At 34.2% G+C, this 21,000-nt stretch carries 18 protein-coding genes; 12 read left to right on the forward strand and 6 right to left on the reverse strand.

The window, feature by feature from the left end:
• Positions 1–5 precede the first annotated feature (5 nt).
• The 3 genes from BBB02_RS02235 (at position 6) to BBB02_RS02245 (ending at position 2,568) form a co-directional block, all read left to right on the forward strand.
• Positions 6–767 carry a hypothetical protein gene (locus tag BBB02_RS02235; RefSeq protein WP_127463838.1) on the forward strand — a complete coding sequence of 254 codons (762 nt, stop codon included), beginning with the start codon at positions 6–8 and terminating at the stop codon, positions 765–767.
• Complete coding sequence (gene hemH / locus BBB02_RS02240) at positions 764–1,720, forward strand: ferrochelatase (protein ID WP_127463839.1); 957 nt, start codon at positions 764–766, stop codon at positions 1,718–1,720. The genes BBB02_RS02235 and hemH overlap by 4 nt, the downstream gene beginning before the upstream one ends.
• A gap of 62 nt (positions 1,721–1,782) precedes the next feature.
• Complete coding sequence (locus BBB02_RS02245; RefSeq protein WP_127463840.1) at positions 1,783–2,568, forward strand: hypothetical protein; 786 nt, start codon at positions 1,783–1,785, stop codon at positions 2,566–2,568.
• Here BBB02_RS02245 and gshA read toward each other — a convergent pair.
• The gene (gene gshA, locus BBB02_RS02250; RefSeq protein WP_127463841.1) at positions 2,565–3,719 is read right to left on the reverse strand and encodes a glutamate--cysteine ligase; all 1,155 of its coding nucleotides are present in this window, start codon (positions 3,717–3,719) and stop codon (positions 2,565–2,567) included. The genes BBB02_RS02245 and gshA overlap by 4 nt on opposite strands.
• A gap of 81 nt (positions 3,720–3,800) precedes the next feature.
• Between gshA and hslV the strand changes: the two genes are divergently transcribed.
• Together hslV and hslU are read left to right on the forward strand one after the other, a co-directional pair.
• Positions 3,801–4,355 carry an ATP-dependent protease subunit HslV gene (gene hslV, locus BBB02_RS02255; protein WP_026092657.1) on the forward strand — a complete coding sequence of 185 codons (555 nt, stop codon included), beginning with the start codon at positions 3,801–3,803 and terminating at the stop codon, positions 4,353–4,355.
• Between the two features lies 1 nt (position 4,356).
• On the forward strand, positions 4,357–5,808 hold the full coding sequence (hslU, locus tag BBB02_RS02260) for an ATP-dependent protease ATPase subunit HslU (protein ID WP_127463842.1): 1,452 nt from the start codon (positions 4,357–4,359) through the stop codon (positions 5,806–5,808).
• Positions 5,809–5,878: 70 nt separating this feature from the next.
• On the opposite strand, the gene BBB02_RS02265 is transcribed toward hslU, so the two are convergent.
• Positions 5,879–6,751 (reverse strand): FKBP-type peptidyl-prolyl cis-trans isomerase, encoded by an 873-nt coding sequence (locus BBB02_RS02265; protein WP_127463843.1) that lies wholly within the window; start codon positions 6,749–6,751, stop codon positions 5,879–5,881.
• Positions 6,744–7,526, reverse strand: coding sequence for a polyprenyl synthetase family protein (locus tag BBB02_RS02270; protein WP_127463844.1), 783 nt, complete (start codon positions 7,524–7,526; stop codon positions 6,744–6,746). The genes BBB02_RS02265 and BBB02_RS02270 overlap by 8 nt, the downstream gene beginning before the upstream one ends.
• A 127-nt stretch (positions 7,527–7,653) precedes the next feature.
• Here BBB02_RS02270 and acpP point away from each other — a divergent pair, with 127 nt between their 5' ends.
• The 4 genes from acpP (at position 7,654) to thyX (ending at position 11,553) form a co-directional block, all read left to right on the forward strand.
• A complete protein-coding gene (gene acpP, locus BBB02_RS02275; RefSeq protein ID WP_127463845.1) occupies positions 7,654–7,914 on the forward strand; it encodes an acyl carrier protein in 261 nt (86 codons plus the stop codon).
• A 6-nt stretch (positions 7,915–7,920) separates the two neighbouring features.
• Positions 7,921–9,192 (forward strand): beta-ketoacyl-ACP synthase II, encoded by a 1,272-nt coding sequence (gene fabF / locus BBB02_RS02280; protein ID WP_127463846.1) that lies wholly within the window; start codon positions 7,921–7,923, stop codon positions 9,190–9,192.
• Positions 9,193–9,417: 225 nt separating this feature from the next.
• Positions 9,418–10,695 carry a UDP-N-acetylglucosamine 1-carboxyvinyltransferase gene (gene murA, locus BBB02_RS02285; RefSeq protein WP_127463847.1) on the forward strand — a complete coding sequence of 426 codons (1,278 nt, stop codon included), beginning with the start codon at positions 9,418–9,420 and terminating at the stop codon, positions 10,693–10,695.
• A gap of 9 nt (positions 10,696–10,704) precedes the next feature.
• The gene (gene thyX / locus BBB02_RS02290) at positions 10,705–11,553 is read left to right on the forward strand and encodes an FAD-dependent thymidylate synthase (RefSeq protein WP_127463848.1); all 849 of its coding nucleotides are present in this window, start codon (positions 10,705–10,707) and stop codon (positions 11,551–11,553) included.
• Between the two features lie 24 nt (positions 11,554–11,577).
• Here the strand turns inward: thyX and BBB02_RS02295 are convergent, their stop codons facing one another.
• The 3 genes from BBB02_RS02295 to BBB02_RS02305 all read right to left on the reverse strand — a co-directional run bounded on the left by BBB02_RS02295 (position 11,578) and on the right by BBB02_RS02305 (position 17,537).
• A complete protein-coding gene (locus tag BBB02_RS02295; RefSeq protein ID WP_127463849.1) occupies positions 11,578–12,753 on the reverse strand; it encodes a hypothetical protein in 1,176 nt (391 codons plus the stop codon).
• Between the two features lie 335 nt (positions 12,754–13,088).
• A complete protein-coding gene (locus BBB02_RS02300; RefSeq protein WP_127463850.1) occupies positions 13,089–16,556 on the reverse strand; it encodes an ankyrin repeat domain-containing protein in 3,468 nt (1,155 codons plus the stop codon).
• 9 nt (positions 16,557–16,565) lie between these two features.
• Positions 16,566–17,537: a hypothetical protein gene (locus tag BBB02_RS02305; protein ID WP_127463851.1), complete on the reverse strand. Its 972-nt coding sequence runs from the start codon at positions 17,535–17,537 to the stop codon at positions 16,566–16,568.
• Positions 17,538–17,635: 98 nt separating this feature from the next.
• Here BBB02_RS02305 and BBB02_RS06365 point away from each other — a divergent pair, with 98 nt between their 5' ends.
• From BBB02_RS06365 to BBB02_RS02315, 3 genes are all read left to right on the forward strand, one after another.
• Entirely contained in the window at positions 17,636–18,019 is a 384-nt protein-coding gene (locus tag BBB02_RS06365; protein WP_245970171.1) for a primosomal protein N' family DNA-binding protein, read from the forward strand.
• A gap of 62 nt (positions 18,020–18,081) precedes the next feature.
• Positions 18,082–19,875, forward strand: coding sequence for a replication restart helicase PriA (gene priA, locus BBB02_RS02310; RefSeq protein WP_245970172.1), 1,794 nt, complete (start codon positions 18,082–18,084; stop codon positions 19,873–19,875).
• Positions 19,876–19,998: 123 nt separating this feature from the next.
• Positions 19,999–20,799: an ankyrin repeat domain-containing protein gene (locus tag BBB02_RS02315; protein ID WP_127463852.1), complete on the forward strand. Its 801-nt coding sequence runs from the start codon at positions 19,999–20,001 to the stop codon at positions 20,797–20,799.
• Positions 20,800–21,000 lie beyond the last annotated feature (201 nt).

Genomic DNA, 21,000 nt, shown 5'->3' on the forward strand with positions numbered 1-21,000 from the left:
AGTTTATGGTTTACCGTCGTAAGAAACTAGTGAATAATCTTAAATCATCAATTTTCTGCGGAACAAAAGGTTTTTTAACCTTTAGTTTGGCACTTTTAAGTTATTTAGAGTATAGCTTACACAATAATACAAAATTAAAAGAAGGTGCCGCTTTTGCGATGAAAAGGAACGTTGTTCCATTTGGTGAAATGATTGTCATACCGCTGCTTGTTTGCTTTGTATTACCAGCTATGGTAGGCAACATAAGCCTTATCGAATGCGCACTTATATGTGCTGCACTGATGGTTGCAACATGTTTTGTTGTAAGAACCTTTCACTTGCGTGAAAAGTTATTGAAAAAAATGACTAATAATGAAAATTATACCGAGAAACAAATAGAGCAGGAATTTAAGAAAGACATTATAAAATTTCCTATCTTTGATAAAAACAGACAGCATATTGAGTATAATTCTCCTAATCCAGGACAACTAATGAATGAAAGTCCTCCCTCTCTCTTTGTTAGAGTTTTACTTTTTCCCCTTACGATTTTTCTGAAGGCTCTACAAAGCTGCATAATGATATCTTTGTCTGCTGTTGAACTTTTTGAAGCAGTGCCAAGTTTTTGTGTTGATGTGGTTTTTGATAGAAACTTTGTATCTACACAGAGTAACGTGAAGAGATCTGGCCATCTATTGTATGCTAGTGTGAGAAATTTAGTGCCTGTAACTAAACTTGATGAGTGTGTAGCTGATTTTATAGGCAAACCTGAAGCAAGGTGTTGTCAGTGAAGAAGGCAGTAATCTTATTTAACCTAGGCGGGCCTGATTCACTGAGTGCAGTAGTACGTCCTTTCTTGTTTAATCTATTTTATGATAGAAGAATAGTCAATCTACCCAATCCTTTCCGCTTTCTTTTAGCAAAGTTTATCTCCAAAAGGCGAGAAAATACTGCACAAGAAATATATGAGTACATTGGAGGTAAATCGCCAATTTTGGAGAATACGAAAGCACAAGCTGATGCTTTAGAACTAAAATTAAATCAAAATAGAAATCATGTATATAAGATATTCATCTGCATGCGTTATTGGCATCCATTTGCTGATGAAGTTGTTAAAAACGTAAAGCAATTCGAACCTGACGAAATCATTTTGTTACCACTATATCCGCAATATTCAACCACCACAACTCTATCATCCATAGAGAATTGGCAAAAAAATGCCAAACTGGAATGTAACACAAAAACAATTCACCATTATTATGACAATGAAGACTTTATTGAAGCTCATGTTAATCTGACGTCTAAATATTATAAATTAGCTAGCAAAATCGGTAAGCCAAGAGTCCTATTCTCGGCTCATAGCTTGCCTCTTAGTATCATTAAAAAAGGCGACCCTTACGCTTCACAGATAGAAAAAACAGTAAAATTAATAGTAAAAAAATTGAATATTGAAGATCTTGATTGGGGAATATGTTATCAGAGTAAGGTTGGCCCTGTAAAATGGTTGGAGCCTAGCACTGAAAGTGAGCTATCACGCGCGAAAGACGATAATATACCTGTAGTTTTATCACCTATATCTTTTGTTTCTGAGCATTCGGAAACACTGGTTGAACTTGATATAGAGTATAAAGCAATTATCAAAGACGGATATTATTTTCGCGTACCAACTCTCAGTACTGATCTCTTATTTATCAAATGCTTGGCAGATTTATGTTTAGATCACTCTCAAGGTCCTGATTTATAGCACTTTATCTTTTAAGATTTTTATAGTATAATATTAAAAAGTTATTATTTTATTATCTACTTATGCCAAAAGGTAAGCCAAATACATTTATAGAAAGTATACATGATGTTCACAATCATGATATTAGAAAGATGTATTGTATTGCAGTAGGTTTAACAGGCATATTGTGTAAAATTTCATTGCAATTCTGTTGCGAGTTTATTGATAACAACAGATCCAATATTTGTACTATATTAGATATTGCCAAGTTCATAAAATTACCAACATCAACATTACTCATTCTTCATTCTGGACTCAAGTTAGCTGGATATAAATCTCAGGACGATAAAGATGAGCCTAAAAAACCAGCACAGGTTATAGGTAGCTTAGCCTTCTTGGCAAATTGTACAATAGGAATATTGATGCAGACAAAAATCATTCATTTCTTAGCTAGAAACAACAAGGATGTAATAAGTTATATTAGCTTAACATCAGCAGTTCTATTTCTATTTTCAGAATGCATAAACTGTTATTATACATGGAAGAAGTATCTAGATAATAAGGATTCTGAAAAGTCTGCTAAATATGGCAAAGAAGTTATTTTTAGCACATTCGCTTTGTCATTGGGCTTGTTAAGCTTCATATTAAAAAGAATGGAACTTCCAACCATACCAATAGACTTGGGTGGTGGCATAATCTATAATTTCAACTTAACTGTTACGGTCAGTTTGATACTAAGCATAGCATATCTAGTATCAAACATCGATAAGTTTGTCAATCAACCTAATAATGGTACTGATCCTTCTACTGGACTTGATGACGCTCACCATATTCAGCATAATGACAGCATTGTAGAAATTAATTATTAGAGATGAAAAGACTTAATTTCTACTGCCAATGCTAGCACTGCTAATTTGCTAACAATATTCCAAAGTGGCAAAGTTTTATTTTCTTGGCTGATGTCATAAAATTCACAGTCAGTGGAATTCAAGCTAGAATATGTGTCTTTTCTACTATTGCATCGATATAAGTAACATGTAGGTGTATTTCCTATATAGTAAATTAGCGGCTCTGCAGGACTGCACTTAAATACATCGATAGTTGGTACACCTTCTTGTATAATAACACTACTTACTTCTATACCTTCCTTTACCTTTTTCATTTTACTGCGCTTTTTTTTGTTGAGGTTTAACACTTCTTCACCACTTGTTGCTGTTATAATGCCCATTCCATATGTGCCATTGCTTGCTTTAATAAAAACGTAAGGTTGTGTTTTTATTTTATATTCCTGATATTTACTTTGTATTAGAGACAATACTCGATCAACTTTAATTGCTATTGCTTTTAGTGATGAATCATCATTAAAATCTACTTCATTACAATTTTCTGTAAATACAGAAATGAGCCATGGGTCCATTTTAAACTCGCTACAAAATTCGGACGCTAATTCTTGATAAATTTTAAAATATTGAAATTTCTGCCTACTGTGCCATCCATATAATGGACTTGGCACTATCTCTTGTTTTACGTTTTCTAGCGTGTCTGGAATGTGGCTCGTCATATCACGGTTCAGTATAATCACATCAGGCACAAATCCTGAAATTGTCTTCAGCAAAGAGTTTTCTTTCACAACAGTTTCATACTGTTCTATTAAATTGTACGTTTCATTATGAAAGAGGCCAATTCTAGTTTCAAAACCTGCGAGTTGCAGTACTTTCTCTATAACAAATACGTTTTCTATATACATTTTATTTCGTGTGTAATTCTCCGGTATTATAAGAGTCTTTTTATATTGTTTTGTTTCAAAATAACTTTTTATTAGTTTTGCTGCTGTTGCTCTTGATGTCTCACTTAGATTGTTGAAACCTGCAGGAAATAAATTAGCGTCTACTGGAGCAATTTTGCAGCCTGAATTCCTAAGATCTATGGAGCTATAAAATGGTAATGAAAAACCATTAAATTTTGTTTTGAACCAATTATTTATATCTTTTTCCAGATTTGGATGAATTATGTTTTGCATCTACACTTTAAATGTTATAAGAAAAGTACTATATTATAAGTTATAATCTTAATATAATATAACGAATTAAAATAACAAAAAATGATTCATCATGACAGCAGTAAAATGTATGGTACTACTATACTGTCAATTAGAAGAGACAAAAATGTAGTAGTAATAGGTGATGGGCAAGTCTCGCTAGGCCATACCGTTATAAAATCTGGAGCAAAAAAAGTTAGGCGTCTTTCTGGTGATTCCGTAATTGCCGGTTTTGCTGGAGCAACAGCTGATGCATTTACTCTCTTCGAAAGGCTAGAATCTAAACTTGATAAGCACCCAGGACAGTTAATGAGGGCATGTGTTGAACTTGCAAAAGACTGGAGAATGGATAAATATCTAAGAAAATTAGAAGCTATGATGATCGTGGCAGACAAGTCCATTTCATTGGTCATTACAGGAACGGGTGATGTTCTTGAACCTGAAGATGGCATTGCAGCCATTGGCTCTGGAGGAAATTTTGCTTTATCTGCAGCAAAAGCTTTGATTGACGTTGAAGGAATATCAATAGAGGAGATTGCAAAAAAGGCTATGAAGATAGCTGCCGATATATGTGTTTATACAAACCATAATCTAATTATTGAAAAAATAAAGGAGTAATATGTCAAGAACTTTGTGTACCAATTCTTCTGGTCAACCTGTAGTAGGTCAATCTGATAATAATGATGACTGCAATGAGAAAAATAGCCTCTATGAAAATGAAGGTACAGGAAGTAGCAGCATTCAAAGCTCACAAGCTTTATTAGATGATCTACCACCACAGAAGATAGTTAAAGAGTTGGATAGATTTATAATCGGACAGAATGACGCAAAGCGCGCTGTTGCTATTGCACTCAGAAATCGTTGGCGTCGAAATAAAGTCCCACTTCCACTACGTGAAGAGATTATACCTAAGAATATACTCATGATAGGCCATACGGGAGTTGGTAAAACTGAAATAGCTCGCCGTTTAGCAAAGCTTGCTGGTGCACCTTTTATAAAAGTTGAAGCAACGAAATTTACTGAAATAGGATATGTTGGACGTGATGTTGACTCGATAATACGTGATTTAGTTGATACAGCAATAGTTTTAGTTAAGGAAAAAGCACGTAAAGCCTTAACTAAAAAAGCTTTAGGTTTGGCTGAAAAGATAATAGTCAACTCCATGGTTGGTGAAGATGCAACCGAGGAAAGCAAAAAAGTTTTCAGAGAAAGACTGAGAAATAAGGAATTTGAAGATGGAGAAGTTTCTATTAACGTCAGGGAGAGCAAGGGTATGCTACCCACTTTTGATATACCTGGCATGCCAGGTGGGCAAATTGGCGTGATGAACGTAACAGAAATAGTGGGTAAGATGTTTAATGGGAACAAAAAAACAAAAACTATTACAGTTAAAGTGAAAGAAGCGCGTGAAATATTGATTAATGAAGAAAGCGAAAGGTTAATGGATGAAGACAAGATAATCAAAAAAGCGATTGATCTTGTTAGCAATGAAGGCATAGTGTTTTTAGATGAAATAGATAAAATTGCAGCACGTACAGAAATAAAAGGTGAAGTCAACAGAGAAGGAGTGCAGCGCGATCTGTTACCATTACTTGAGGGAACAACTGTTTCAACTAAGTATGGCCCCGTAAAAACAGACTATATATTATTTATTGCATCTGGTGCTTTTCATTTATCTAAGCCATCTGATCTTTTACCAGAATTACAGGGTAGATTGCCAATCAGAGTGGAACTTAAGGCGCTTACTCAAGAGGATCTAATAAAAATATTAAAGGAACCAGAATCTAGTTTGTTAAAACAGTATATAGCGTTAATGAAAACGGAAAATGTAACACTTGAGTTTACTGATGATGGTATAGAGACTATAGCTGAAATAGCATTTACAGTTAATAGAGAAGTGGAAAATATAGGTGCAAGAAGACTTCATACTGTCATGGAGAAGCTTTTGGATGAAATAAGTTTTATCGCTTCTGAAAAAAATAGTGAAAAATTTGTTATAGATAGCAAATATGTAAGAGATAAACTAGAGTCAATTTCAAAGCAGCTTGATTTATCTAAATTTATACTTTAGAGGAAGCCTACTTTAAGTAATATAGAGCATTCAAGAGGTTTTATTTTTTCTTACTTTGTAATTCTTTAAGCTATTTTTCAATAGTAGAATTCAAGCTTAAATCAATTATTGCAATATCACAATCTATGCCTTTTGTTAACACATCAGTTAAAAGATCAGGTGGAGAAAGAACTGTTCTTTTATTACCAGCTCTCATTCCCACAACTCCAAGTTCTATAGCAAGTGGTATTTTTTTGTCACCAACCTTAAACTGCACTATTTGATCTTTGATTATATACTCACCATTATGTCTCTTTATGCTATATTGAACTGATATCTCATCGCCACATTTTACTCGTTTTCCAGTTTTGTTAATTAAGTCATTAAAAATCATTAGGTTATTTACTGAATCAGGATATTTATCTTTTACTTCAATCAGTTTGATGTAATAAGAGTTAAAACTCATTTTGTTGTCATCAGCGGCAATAGTAACTACACGCTCTCCACCTTCTTTCATACCTATTACCCCTAAACTCACTTCTTTTAAGTAATCCTGACCTGTTTTCAAATTGACATCAATCGGAAGTAGCGTTGCTAGGTTGTTGGAGACTTTGTACATTTGTAGCAGAACTTCTTGGCCACAGAAAACTTTACTGCCACTGCCTTCAGTAATTTCATAAAAGTTTATCATCTCTTCTTCTTTTTGCTGTGTTATTTCTTCTAAATATTCTGCTAACCCATGCTTTTCAATATAACGATCAAGAGCTGATTCAAGTATCGGCCTGACCAAATAACTTGCTATCATCTGTGTCAAACCACCATGTGTAGCATTTATTTCGTAAAGCTTTTCCCTTTTCTCTGGTTTATCTTTGTTTATATAAACAATCGTAATTATAAAAGCAGAAGCTAAAGTGAGAATCATTACTACAGAGATAAACATTTGTAATATAATTTTTCTAACCATCTTTTTTTACTTGATTCAATAAATCATATAAGTCATTAGTATTACCTGAAAGCGTACTTAAATTATCTGAGGCCTGTTTAAAGAGACTATCTATATAGTTTTCCATTTCATTTTTGCCAAGCACGGACATTAAATTGTTTGTTTTATCTTGCTCATAATCTTCGATATCATCCTTGGCTTGAAAAATAAGCCCTAGATTTATTCCATAGTTATATAATGCTTCCCGCTCCTTGTCTGTAGCGCCTCCTATTATAGCCCCTATTTCACATGAAGCTGCAAATAGTTTTGCAGTTTTCATCAAATGAATTTCTTTTATTTTGTCAAAATCTGCACCTATATCTAAAATCTGCCCTCCCACCATTCCCTTCATTCCTATTGCTTGAGAGAGCACTTTTATGATCTCACAATTTAACAAAGATAATACCTCAAAAGCCAGGGTAAGTAATGCATCTCCGGCCAGTACTGCTGTTGCTTCACCAAATTTTTTGTGGCAGCTTGGCTGGCCTCTGCGGGTGTCACTGTTATCCATACATGGCAGATCATCGTGAATTAGGGAGTAAGCATGAATAAATTCAATTGCTGCTGCTGCTGTTATTGCTTTTTCAACCTTTATGTTGAATATCGACGAAGATGCTATAACTAAAAAAGAACGTATATGTTTTGCAGGAGCAAGAAGCACATAACGCATAGCTGATATAAGTCTATTCTCGCTATTTTCAGGTAAGAGCTTATTCACTTCTACAACAAGCAAATTTTTTGTTGTTTCGTCTAGCATTTTTAAATTTATTAACTATCGAGTGCTAAGAGATAGGAAGTTTTTAATAGTTTATATAATCATAAAAGCTATTGCAAACATCAAAATTTCTTATAACATCAGAGAATAGGTTATTTTTTAGTAAGAAATGAGCGAATTGGCAAAAAGCACTAGGGAAGATATAGAAGAAAAAGTAAAGAAGATTATACTAGGGCACATCAGTAAGGATGTAGAGGGATTTGGTAATTCTTCAAAGCTGTCAGATCATGGCACAGATAGTTTAGATGCAGTTGAAATAATCATGGCAGCTGAAGAAGAATTTGGTATAGAGATTCCTGATGAAGATGCGCAAAAAATGGAAACTATGGAACAGATAGTTGAATATATAGTAAACAAAGTAAACAATTGATATTGAATGATCAGAAGAGTAGTAGTTACCGGTGTTGGCTTAATTACTCCACTAGCAGCAGATGTTAATAACACCTGGTCAAAGCTGAAAGAAGGTAAATCTGGCATTAAAGCAATCAATACAGATAGGTTCGACTCTTCTGATCTTGCTTGTCAAGTTGCAGGGCAGGTGCCTGTGCAATCCGATAACATTGAGCATTATTTTAATCCACCAGATTATATTTTTGAAAAAGACCTAAAAAGAACAGATCGTTTTATTCACTACGGAATTGCAGCAGCTATTCAGGCAGTAGAAGATTCACTAATTTTGGAAAATAAAAATATTAATAAAGAGCGAATAGGTGTAGCTATTGGTTCTGGTATAGGTGGTCTTCCGTCAATTCAGGAAAATGTAATTACCATGCAGGAGAAGGGGCCTAGACGTGTTAGCCCATTTTTTGTTCCTGCAAGTCTAATAAATTTGATATCTGGTCATATTTCTATTAAATACGAATTTATAGGTCCAAATGACTCAGCGGTTACTGCATGTGCAACAGGTGCGCATGCGATTATAAACTCAGCAAGAGCTATAAAACTCGGTGAAGCTGACATTATGATTGCAGGCGGAGCAGAAAGTGCGTTATGCAGAGTTGGAATTGCAGGTTTTGCATCGATGAAGGCGCTATCAACTAAATTCAATGATAAGCCTGAAGAGGCCTCAAGGCCATGGGACGAAGAACGCGATGGATTTGTCATGGGCGAAGGGGCAGGTATATTAGTTCTGGAAGAATATGAACATGCAAAAAAAAGGGAAGCAAAAATATATGCAGAACTCACTGGATATGGACTCACAGGAGATGCGCACCACATCACAGCACCACATCCAGAAGGAAGAGGCGCACTGAAGGCAATGGAACTTGCTTTAAGGAGTGCACAAGTAAGCCCAAGTCAAATTGGGTATATCAATGCACATGGGACTTCAACAACACTTGGGGATAAAGTTGAAGTAATAGCAATGAAGCAGTTATTCGGTGACTATGCCTATAAAATACCTGTTTCCTCGACTAAATCTTCTATAGGACATTTACTTGGTGCCGCAGGAAGTGTTGAAGCAATATTTAGTATCCTTGCATTAAACAATGGAATTGTTCCACCAACTTTAAACCTACACAAACCTTCAGAAGGGTGTGATTTAAATTTTGTACCACTTAAAGCTCAAGAGCATAAAATTCAATATGCGCTTTCTAATTCATTTGGTTTTGGTGGTACCAACGCGTCTCTCATCTTTGGAAAGGTGTAGTTAATTATGCTATTTTGAATCGACTACGAAAATGTTATTCGAGTAGCTGAAACTGGTATCCAGTTAAATTGGTCAGCATAAAAGTAATGTTGAAATATAATATTTTGATGATGAAGAAATGGATCCCAGTGTCAGCTACTTGAATGACAGAAGAAGAAAAAGCAAAATTTTGCCTTTTACCGCTAACCTATTATACTTACTTGATAAGTTCTATCGCTTGATTAAATGCATAAAATATTAGTAAGAAGTAACCATAAGCCCTTGATTGGAAAAATCAAGATTAATGGTTCAAAGAATGCCGTCTTACCAATAATGGCGGCAAGCTTGTTTAGTAATTCTTCAATAACTTTGCATAACGTACCTGATTTAATTGACGTGCATTTGATGTCTGAGCTGCTTAAGAGTCTTGGTGCAGAAGTAAATTTTATATGCAATAAAGACTATAAAGCAAATCATACTTTGGAAATTGACTGTAGCAATATCAATAACCATTTAATATCACATGAAATTGCAAGCAGACTGCGAGCATCTTTTTTAATGCTAGGTCCAATGCTCAGCAGATTTGGTAGAGTTTCAACAGTATTTCCTGGTGGATGTAATATTGGAAAACGTCCTGTTGACATTCATATCAAGGCACTTGAAGCAATGGGAGCTAAAATTGAAATTGATAGCTGTAATATAACTGCAACAACAAAGGGAAAATTGCAAGGCAAAGAAATAACATTTGAAAAAGTAAGTGTTGGCGCAACAGAAAACATAATCATGGCAGCAACACTTGCAGAAGGAGTAACAACAATAAACAATGCCGCAACGGAGCCGGAAGTTCTTGATTTAATAGAGTTTCTAAAAAAAATGGGTGCCAATATTGAAGTTAACAACACAAAAATCACAATAGAAGGCGTTGATGAATTAAACGGATGTGTCCACACAATCATACCAGATCGGATAGAGGCCGGTACTTATGCTTTGGCTGCTGTCATTACCGACGGCGAGCTAAAGTTAGAAGGAGTAAGTTTGTCTGATATAGAATGTATTGCAAATGAATTGAAGACTATAGGAGCCAGAGTTGAGTTACATGATGATGGTATTATTATTTCTAGAAAAAATGGCTCTATTAAATCTGCTCACGTTGCAACAAATCCATATCCCAACTTTCCCAGTGATATGCAACCACAACTAATGTCTGCTATGTCAATTGCAGGTGGAATATCAATCATTGAAGAGAACGTTTTTGAAAGTAGATTTGCACATGCAAATGAGCTAAGAAAATTAGGTGCTAATATCAGCATCGAAAAAAATAAAGCTACTATAAGTGGAATAAAGAGCTTATCTGGAGCTAATCTATATGCTAATGACTTAAGATCAACGGCAGCTTTGGTGCTTGCTTCTTTGTTGGCTAAAGGAGAAACTACAATAAATAACTCACATCATTTATGGAGAGGATATGAGGCCATGGATGAAAAACTCAATTCATGTGGGGCTGATATCTCTGTTTCATCTTGAGAATATATTATGAATGAGACAACTAAGCGAACTACAGTAAAAGAGATAGATGAAATTCTATACGAAGAACATAAGGTGTTAGATCATGGATTTGTTCGAGTGATTGATTATATGGGCTCTGATAGCGCCATAGTTCAAGCTGCTCGCGTTTCTTATGGAAAGGGAACGAAACAGATAAATCAAGATGAGGCGCTTATAAAATATTTGATGAGAAATCATCATACAACTCCATTTGAAATGTGTGAAATTAAGTTTCACGTGAAACTTCCAATTTTTATTGCAAGACAGTGGATAAGACACAGAACTGCAAATGTGAATGAATATTCTGGAAGGTATTCGATACTTGATAATGAATTTTATATGCCAAAACCAGAACAGGTTGCAAAACAATCTGATAATAATAAACAAGGCAGTGGTGAAGCTTTTGATTCAAATACTTCAAAAGAAATAATAGATTCTCTGACAAATGATTCTAATTTAGTATATTCTCATTATGAGAAATTTATTGAGCAGGGCCTTGCAAGAGAAGTTGCCCGAACTAATCTAACACTTAATTACTATACCCAATTTTATTGGAAAATAGATCTACATAACCTTCTTCACTTTTTAAGACTTAGAGCTGATAAGCACGCCCAATATGAAATTAGAGTCTATGCAGAAGTTATGTTGGACATAGTGAAGAAATGGGTCCCGCTGGCCTATAATGCTTTTGTTGAATACTCGCTAAAATCAGCCTGCATTTCAAAAACTGGTCTTGAAATAATTCGCAAGCTAATAAAAGGAGAAAATGTTACGAGAGAAGAAAGTGGCATTGGTAAAAGAGAATGGAATGAGCTGATGTCTATACTTGGTAAATAACCAAAAAGATCAAGTTATGTCCATTTAGAGACTTGCAGGTGTGAACAACAATTGATTCATACCTTTATCAATTGATATATCAATTATTTTTGAATTTGTTCTTTCCGTTGTTTCATAAAACTTTTCAACTTTCTTTGAAATCAGTGTTGCATTTCTAAGTCCAATATGAACTTCGCAATAATCTGCAAAATTTTTAATATACATATCATATGAATAATGGTTTACAGCAAGTTCCATTGCCCTACAAACTTCCTCTAATGTAAAATTAGCAGCTCCTGTATCAGGACAAAAGCCAACCGCTCCTTTATTAGGGTCAAAAAATATGTATTTATCACTCTCTGCTTTATACACCAACATAGAATGTCCATCTCTCTCGATGACATCATCTGCTCTATTATAAGCAGAGCAAAAATAATTAAATTCTAAGTAGCATCCTATCTTCACATCATTTAACGCACATTTGATTTGTTCTTGCTCAGTATAGATCCATACCTCTGCTGAAGATAATTCATTACATAATTGCTTATATATTGTCTCATTATAATAAAATTGCTCTCCTTCTCGCCTTTCAATGCTCTGAATATCAAGAATAGGTAAGAATTGCGATAAAAACTGCATCATTAATAACTTTTTCGTTTGTTCTTTTTTTCCATCAATATAATTCATAAAATCTTGTTCAGATATAATATTATCAGACTCGAGAAATGCAACAAAATCTTGCCTATTCTCTAATTTTACAAAAGTAATAAAGTAACTTAATGAGTGACATAGCCCTTTTTTGGGATCAAAATCTAAAATTTCTTCAAATCTATCTTTTAATTGTGCAATTTGTAATATACTATCTGATATGCAATCATTTAAGTTAAATTGAATAGCTTGCTCACTTTCAAATAATTTATTATATTGTTCTTCAGCTGATAAATCCAGTGCTTTGTATACATATCTACCATTTTCTCTACGTATACCTTCTATATCTTTAATTATACCTTGTTCTACATTTTTACTTATAGAAATTTGGTGCTTTCCTTTATTGGCAAATTGATTTAAAAAATCCGCAATTTCCTGTTTTGAGAGTCTTGTTTCAACTTGTCCATCTTCTCTATCTTCAGTTTTATAAAACACTTTAACTCTAGGATGTTCCTTATCAGTATAGACTTTTAATACAATAGATTGAGCAATGCGATTAACATATTTTGGCATATTAATTATTAAGATATTAACTATATATCTTAATAATAGTATAACCCACGCCACCTGTCAATTAATATATTAGTAAATTAGTATTATTTATTATATAAAAAAGTAAATTACATAGTGGATGGTCAGTGCTTATCTAGGAATTTTGATTCTAAATTGGGTATTGGTCTTAAATTAAAATAAACGTTTGTGATGAGATTATATGAACACTGGATCCCAGTGTCGGGGCACTGGGATGACAGGAGAAGGAAATGCCGGAATGGCAGGAGAAAGAAACACTGGGATGACAGTGGAAGATCTAATTCCTTATATCAATTAATTCTCATCCACCTTTTATGTTACATAAACTCATCACTTTTATAGAACATCTCATTAAAATCATTCAAAATTCCAAAATCTTGATTTTTAATAAATAGATGCCCATCTGCAATATAGGACTCAGCAAGAGTAAATGGTTCATCATGATGCTGTGATGCTGGCCTAACAATTTCATTGTACAAAACCATTACTTTCTCATAATTGTATCCACTACCATCATGATATTTACCACGTATAGTGTCATAAAAATTTCTTACATCATCATACGTAACTTGCAGTTCTACCTTATATTTCCCTATTTCAACAGCCTCACCCACTTTGATTTTTAAAGGATGTTGTGATTCTTCTTTCACATTATCTATAACAATTGTTTCCTCTTGCTTCTCTTCGTCTCCTATTAGCGACCTTTTATTCCTTTCTTCACTTGCAGGTTGATCTGCTGGCATTTGGTCTATATCGTTTTCTTGCGTAGTAATTTTTTTGAGATAGCTAAGCATATCCTTTCCAGCTTTTTCCCAAGTTGCAGCCTCTTTTGAAAGCTCACGATAATAAGAATCATTATCGCCTTTGCTATGTATTACATCTCTTTCTAGCCCTTTCCCTTCTGCCCATAACTCAGCATGTTCAATAAGTGTCCTGCCATCTTTGCCTACAACGTCAACGTCAGCTTTGTTTTTTATTAGATATTCTATTGTATCTAACTTTCCATGCCTCACTGCATGAACTAAAGGTGTCCAACCATCATTATCCTGAGCATTAATATTCGCACCTTTTTCAACTAACTGCTCTATCATCTTCTTATTCCCAAGATCAACAGCAAGATGCAAAGGTGTTAAGCCGTAGCTATCCTGAATATCAATATCCGCATTATACTCTATGAGATATTTAACTACTTCCATATTTTTCATGTGCATGGCAAAATGTAGTGGAGATTTACCAGAGCCAATATCACGGGTATCAACATCTATACCATGATCTATTAAGTATTTAGCAATTTCCGTATGTTTTAGCTCAATTGCATAGTGCAACAGTGTTTGAGCTGACGTGTTCTTGATACCAAAATCTGCGCCATACTCAATTAAACTCTTAACTATTTCCACATTCCCTAGCTTAATAGCAGCAAGTAACGGAAAAGTATAATAACTTTTACTATTAGGATCTGCGTTATGATCTAATAGATACTTCACTATTTCTGTATTACCTGAATAAATAGCACTGTATAATGGCGTTTTGGAATAAGCATCTTGAATATTAGTATTTGCACCACGATCTATTAAGTATTTAGCTATCTCTATATTTCCAGACTCAATAGCATAGTGTAAAGGTGTCTTATAATACACATATTTAGTATTAGTTTTCTGATAATAATTGTCATGAACATTAAGATTTGCTCCATGATCAATAAGATATTTTGCTACTTCCGTATTTCCTGACTGAATGGCATAATGTAGTGGCGTTTGTCCATTATGGTCTCTTGTATCAATATATGAATTGTGTTTTAGTAGCGTTGCTACTTTGCTTAAATCTCCCAATGAAGCAGCAAAATGTAAACTAGTCGCACCTGTTACCTTATTTATCTCGTTTACTTTTCCTATAGTGTTTTCTACATTATTGTCATCAATATTCACCTTTAAGAAAGGCTGTTTATTATACTTCATAACTTTTGTTGTAACAGCTTTTCCTTGTTCGTCTTCACTCGCTTTTTTAGCAGGTTGCATAGAATCTTCTCTACTGATACTTTCTGCCTTAGTTTTAGCATTACCTACATGATTTACTGGACTATAACCATACAGACCCTTGCCAGCACTTTGTTGGCTTGTTGAATTTTCAACACTGTTAGATTCAACAACATTATATTCCATATGTTGTTCACCATTCAGCTCAGCCTTGACCCACTGTTTAAACTCCTGAGTATAACCTTTTAGCTCAGCCAAAAAATCTTCAAATAATTTATTACCTTTAGACCCATTCGTATCAGATTTAGAAAGGCTCTTGAGCAAATTATCAATCATATCTGGGTGTTTATCTTCAAGAAATTTGATCACTTGTTCAGCATCTGAGTGATAATGTTCACCTTTATTGCTTATAATATTATTGCGCAGTATCTCATCTGGTTTGAGATCTTTATTTCTTATTGCAATCAAGGCCTCTTTATCTCCATGGTCATTGACATGCTGACCATCTTCCAAACTTGCCATATAGTTAGCAATTCCTTCATGCATAGCCTTAGACAAAACTTCACCTGTACCATAATAGGAATTAATGATAGTTAAGGCGTGCCCCAATTCGTGTTTTAAAGTTTTACACGAGTCATCAAATTGGTCTTGTAGATAAAAATAAACATGAACTTCTGAGCCACGCCCTTGAACTGTCCCTTGAACTGTTAAGCCAGAAGCGTCTTTATAGTTAACGTTCAACTCCTTAAGATAATTTTCGTAGTCACTCTTTGCATTAAATACGAAAACATTAACTTTATTTGGTATGTTGTGCCAAGGCTGAGAATTATTAATGCCAAATGCTGAATCAAAATCTTTTATAGTACTCTCGATGGCATTTTTTACACTACTCAATTTGCTCTGAGTTAATTCATCATCATCATGTTTTATGTTTATTTGAAGCTTGTGTTCGCCGAAAGTCATAACTTCACTATCTGGCACAAGATCTGCTACAATTTTATTGCCACTTTTTACATCCATCCACTGCTTAAATTCTTTTTCAACTTCTGAGTTATTCAAAAGATGCTTGAATTTTGATATCGCTTCTACTCTATTGAAGGACATCTCAGTAAGCAATTGCTTTATGAATTGAGGATGTTTTTCTTGTAGGAATGTCACTAAGCAATCTGATATTCTATAGTCGTTAGACATACTTGCTATTTTATATGGTGTATCATGCCCAGATTCATGCATTTTATTGTATGCTTCTTTTGTATAATGAATATCGCGAGTACTTTCTTTTTTAGCTGCATCATAACTCCACATGAAAAGCTTCATACCGGTACGTAAAACTTCAGGTACTGTCTCCATATTACCGGTAGAGTACTCAAGAAATGCATCGCTCATTTTTTCCATTAAAATTTTAGATTTTGCACAAAGTAAGCCATTTACATCTCCAACAATAAAAGTCTTTGCTATCGTGCCGTCAGCTTCGTGTGCTCTTACTGTTCCACCACCCCATAATTCTCTATGGTCTTTACCACCTGAAAGTTCCTTGATGTGAGCTTTGTAATCATCGTAATTTTTCAGCACATAAAGCTTCAATTTTACTGGACCAGAATGAACGCTTTTTTGTGAATAGAAATTATCAGACCAGGCTCCGTAAGCATCTTTTACAGTTTGTTTTATATACTCAGGGGTATAACTAGCTAATCCCCCATATTTTACTTCTATTGTAAGCTGATCGTTTATTACTATACTCTCTGTATTTGGAAATAATTTTTTAATCAAAGTTTGTGATTTATCATATTCAGAATTTGTTTTAAATTTCATATTCACCTCTTAAAAATTTTCACTATAAATAAGTCTTGAGAAAAATGCGTTAACTGTAGATTCAGCCTTTACCTTGTTTTTACACAACTGCTTAGATAGTTGATCATCGCGAAAAAGCACATTCTTAGTATCGAGATATTTAGCATAGCTGCCAGCAGCAGGTATTGAGTAAAAACCGCTTGCAAGTTCAAGATAAGAGCTGCTATTCAGAACAAAAAATAAATCGCTCTGGTCAAGCAGTATGTCATAACCAGAGCTCGTGCAATGTAAGTATTCATTGCCTTCATACTCTGCTATGTAGTATTTACTTGCATCAAGATCACCATTAAGCTGTAAAATTGCCGCTGAACGTCCATTCCCAATACTATGGCCTTTTATTACTTTAAGTACTTTAATCTCATCATTTCCTATGAGTTCTCTTAACTTTTCATTCTTTTGATTTAATTCTTCCTCTGCTTTTCTTCTGTCTTCTTCTAATTTTGTTTCTTTTTCGACAAGCTCATTTCGTATTTGCAAAAACATATCTTGAATGGTTAAGCCATTTAGAAAGTAATCCAATACACTTGACACAAATGGCTGCAATTCACCGTTATCTACGAAGCTCTTTTCCTGCTTTTTATCATATTGATTAGGGTTATAGATTGCATAGAGAGGATAAAAACCATAATTCACCTCATCGAATGATAACTCTATCGAAAATCCGTTGTGATCAAGTGGAAGTTTAGTAGCTAAATATCTACCATTATCATCTCTGACATATAGCTCATTTATACCATAGTGCCCACTATATTTGTTGTAATAAATATAAAAATTCTCAGGATTAAGATTAAAGTAATCATCTAATTTGTTAAGTTTACCGAGCTTTTCACATAGAAGACTCTTGCTCTTATCTGTAAGTTTGATGCGTGTAGAGAAGTAACACCGATCTATTCGGTCACCTTTTTCTATTTCAAAATCTAGAACTATTTTATCGCTAAACATACAGAATTTCCTCACATTTCCAGTATTTATGATTATAAATTGTGTACTATGAAAAAAGCATTAAGGCTTCTTTATGTATCTAAAAACAGCGCTAACTTATGACAAAAACAGTTGACGTATTACTGCCACTTCCAATTGATCAGCTATTTTCCTATATAGTTGAAGAAAACACTGAAATTTCAATTGGAGATTACGTAGTAGTACCGTTTGGTAAAAAGCGTTTGATTGGAATAGTTTGGAAATATAGCGGCAAGAGTGATCGAGAATTAAAATGCATTGAACAAAAGAGCGATTTACCGAGCATCAGACCAAAACTGATCGAATTTGCAGAGTGGGTTGCGCAGTATAATGTAATACCTATTGGTATGCTTGCCAAAGTGATAATGGGAGGAGTGTTAAAGGTAAATCAAATAGATAAGTTAGTTTGCACTAAGGAAAAGCAAGAAATAAGCAAAATAGACTACCAATTAAGCAGGAAATAAGTGAAATAGACTACCAATTAAACCCTGAGCAGCAAGCAGCTCGAGATAAAATAATAAGTAATTTGAATGAGTATTCAGTAACTTTACTTGACGGTGAAACCGGGTCTGGAAAAACGGAAGTTTATCTCTCTGTGATTGAACATTTAATTAAGAATATTCCAGCGTTCAATACACAACTAGACGAATGTTACAATATAAGAGTAATTTTTACCAAAAAGGATGTCATCCCAGTGCCCCGACACTGGGATCCAGAAAACTTAATTTCAAATCAGTACACTAATCATTTGTACGATAAAGACTGGATTCCAGTGTCAAGCACTGGAATGACATCATCTACTACTCAAACTACCTGCAAATGTTCAAACACCAAAAGGTTACACACTGGAATGACAACAGAAGGAGATAATGTACAAGTCCTTATCCTTCTGCCAGAAATTGTCCTAACTTCACAATTGGTAAATCGTGTTCACAGTCAGATATCTGGAAATATAGCTGAGTGGCATTCAGGACTTACTCCCAAAGCTCGCCGAAATAATTGGCTCAGTATCGCAAATGGAAGTGCGCAGATAATTATTGGGGCAAGGTCAGCACTTTTTTTGCCTTATAAAAACCTAAAATTAATTATCGTCGATGAAGAGCATGACTCATCCTTTAAACAAGAACAGGGGATTATATATAATGCTCGAGATATGGCCATTATCTTAGCCAAACTCGAAAATATTCCGATTATTTTGTCATCCGCCACTCCGCTACTTGAAACAATTTATCATGTTAAAAAAGGGAATTACAATCATGTAAAGTTGACTAGACGATTCGGTGGTGCAGAGTTGCCACAAATAAAAGTAGTGAATAATAAGCAATGGATTTCCAATGAACTTTTCGAAGGAATAAAACAAACCATAGAGAAAAAACAGCAAGGTATGCTCTTTCTAAACCGCAGGGGGTATGCGCAACTTGCAGTTTGTAAAAAATGTGGATATAAAATTTCCTGCTCAAATTGTGCTGTTTGGCTTACGTATCACAAGAAAAAGAACGTCCTTTTGTGTCACCATTGTTCTTACCAATCAAAACTTCCAGAAAAATGCTCGAATTGTCAAAGTGAGCAGTCATTATCCCTTTGTGGTATAGGAATTGAGAGGTTACTTGAAGAGATAGTAAAACTATTACCAAATGCAAAAACTGCAATTATCAGCAGCGATCAGAAATCGCTTGGTAGCGTCATTGACTCAGTGCTCAAGGAAGAGGTGAATATTATAATCGGTACACAAGTGATTGCTAAAGGGCATAATTTCCCTAAGTTAACTTTGGTTGGAGTGATAAACGCAGATTTAGGCCTTGAAAATTCTGACCTCAGGGCAGCAGAAAAGACGTATCAATTATTGCATCAAGTTGCGGGTAGATCTGGGAGGTTCAACGAAAAAGGAACGGTAATAGTGCAAACCAATAATCCTGAAAGTTTGATAATAAAAGCATTGCAGCAGCAAAAAAGGGATTTGTTTTATGAAATTGAACTTGAGTCAAGAAGCAAAGCTAAAATGCCCCCATTTAGTAGACTAATAGCGCTTATAGTTTGTGGTAAGGATCAATTTGCAACGCAGAAAGCAGCAAATGAGATAACAAACTTTTTGCATAATCAATTTTCAACTACCTCTCAGCACTTGACATTGAAAGAATTTGAAATTTTTGGCCCATCACCAGCAGCAATAAATTTTTTAAACAATAAATATCGTTATAGAGTGTTACTCAAAATACACAATAAACATAGTCTATTCATAAAGAAAAAGCTGAAACATTGCTGTAACTTGAGTTCAAACATTGCAATAACAATAGATGTTGATCCTGTGAGTTTCTTTTGATGTTGTTGGAATTTGTTTGACGTTTCTATAAATTAATAATAAACTATACTAATTTTTTAATTAAAAATTTGACTTTTATTAGGATTTATTATATTATTGATATAATTAGAATAAGGAGATAATATGACTGCTTTGCTTAAAATCATTAATAATCGAGACAAGGATTATGATAAAAAAGTTATAGAATTGCAAAAGTATCTTAATGATAATAAGGAAATTGTGATTAACAAGGAGTTATTCAAACTGGCTATTTCAAATAGAGCCCCTGTAAATGGAAATCTTATCAATAAGGAAGGAGGAAAGATAGTATACTCTATCTTGCATCACTGTATTAAACACGATAGAGCAAGGTCTGAGAAAGGAGAGAGATTATCATTTCAAAATGTAATGAATATCTTAGATAAAGCAGTGCATCAATTTGTTACTCCTCAGTATTTCTACAAATTGATCAATTTTCGAGATCAAAGTGGAAATACATTATTACACCAAGCTGTTATAATCAATAACACTGACGCAATAAAAGTTCTTTTTCAGAAGAATGCAAATCCTTTGTTAAAGAATAAAGGAAATAAAATTCCATTAGATTTAGCTCAAGGAGATACAAAAAAAGTACTCATCGAATGTATGAAAGACCAAGCTAAATCGAAAAAAGAAAGTGCTAGATGTAATAGTTTGATTGGCATTATACCTGGCGTTTTTCTTGGCATTGGACTCGGTGTTGGTAGTGCTTTAGTCCCTTCAATGACTATTATATTATGCACACTCGCAGTATCTGCTCTTGTTGCTGGAATAGCAGTTGGAGTGGCTATATATTTCCTAAGTCAAGACTATAAACAGGCTAAATCGATAGAAGAAGCTGTTAATCCTCAACTCTCTTCTGTCGAGCATGAAAAGACTGCAGATAATAAAGCAGTACTAGGATAACTGTGAGTTTTTTAACATTAGATTTCTTGCATAACTAGAATTCGAAAGTTCCAGCGCATTTTTCTTATTGGATCCCAGTGTCAAGCACTTGGATGACATCTTATTATGCAAGAAATCTATTCATTTAAAACTTGTTTGAGAAAACGTAGCTATAAAAACCGCAGGTACCAGTTGGTTTTTATTAGCTAAAGTAAAGGTCAA

This window comes from Wolbachia endosymbiont of Bemisia tabaci, from assembly GCF_003999585.1.
Classification (GTDB): domain Bacteria; phylum Pseudomonadota; class Alphaproteobacteria; order Rickettsiales; family Anaplasmataceae; genus Wolbachia.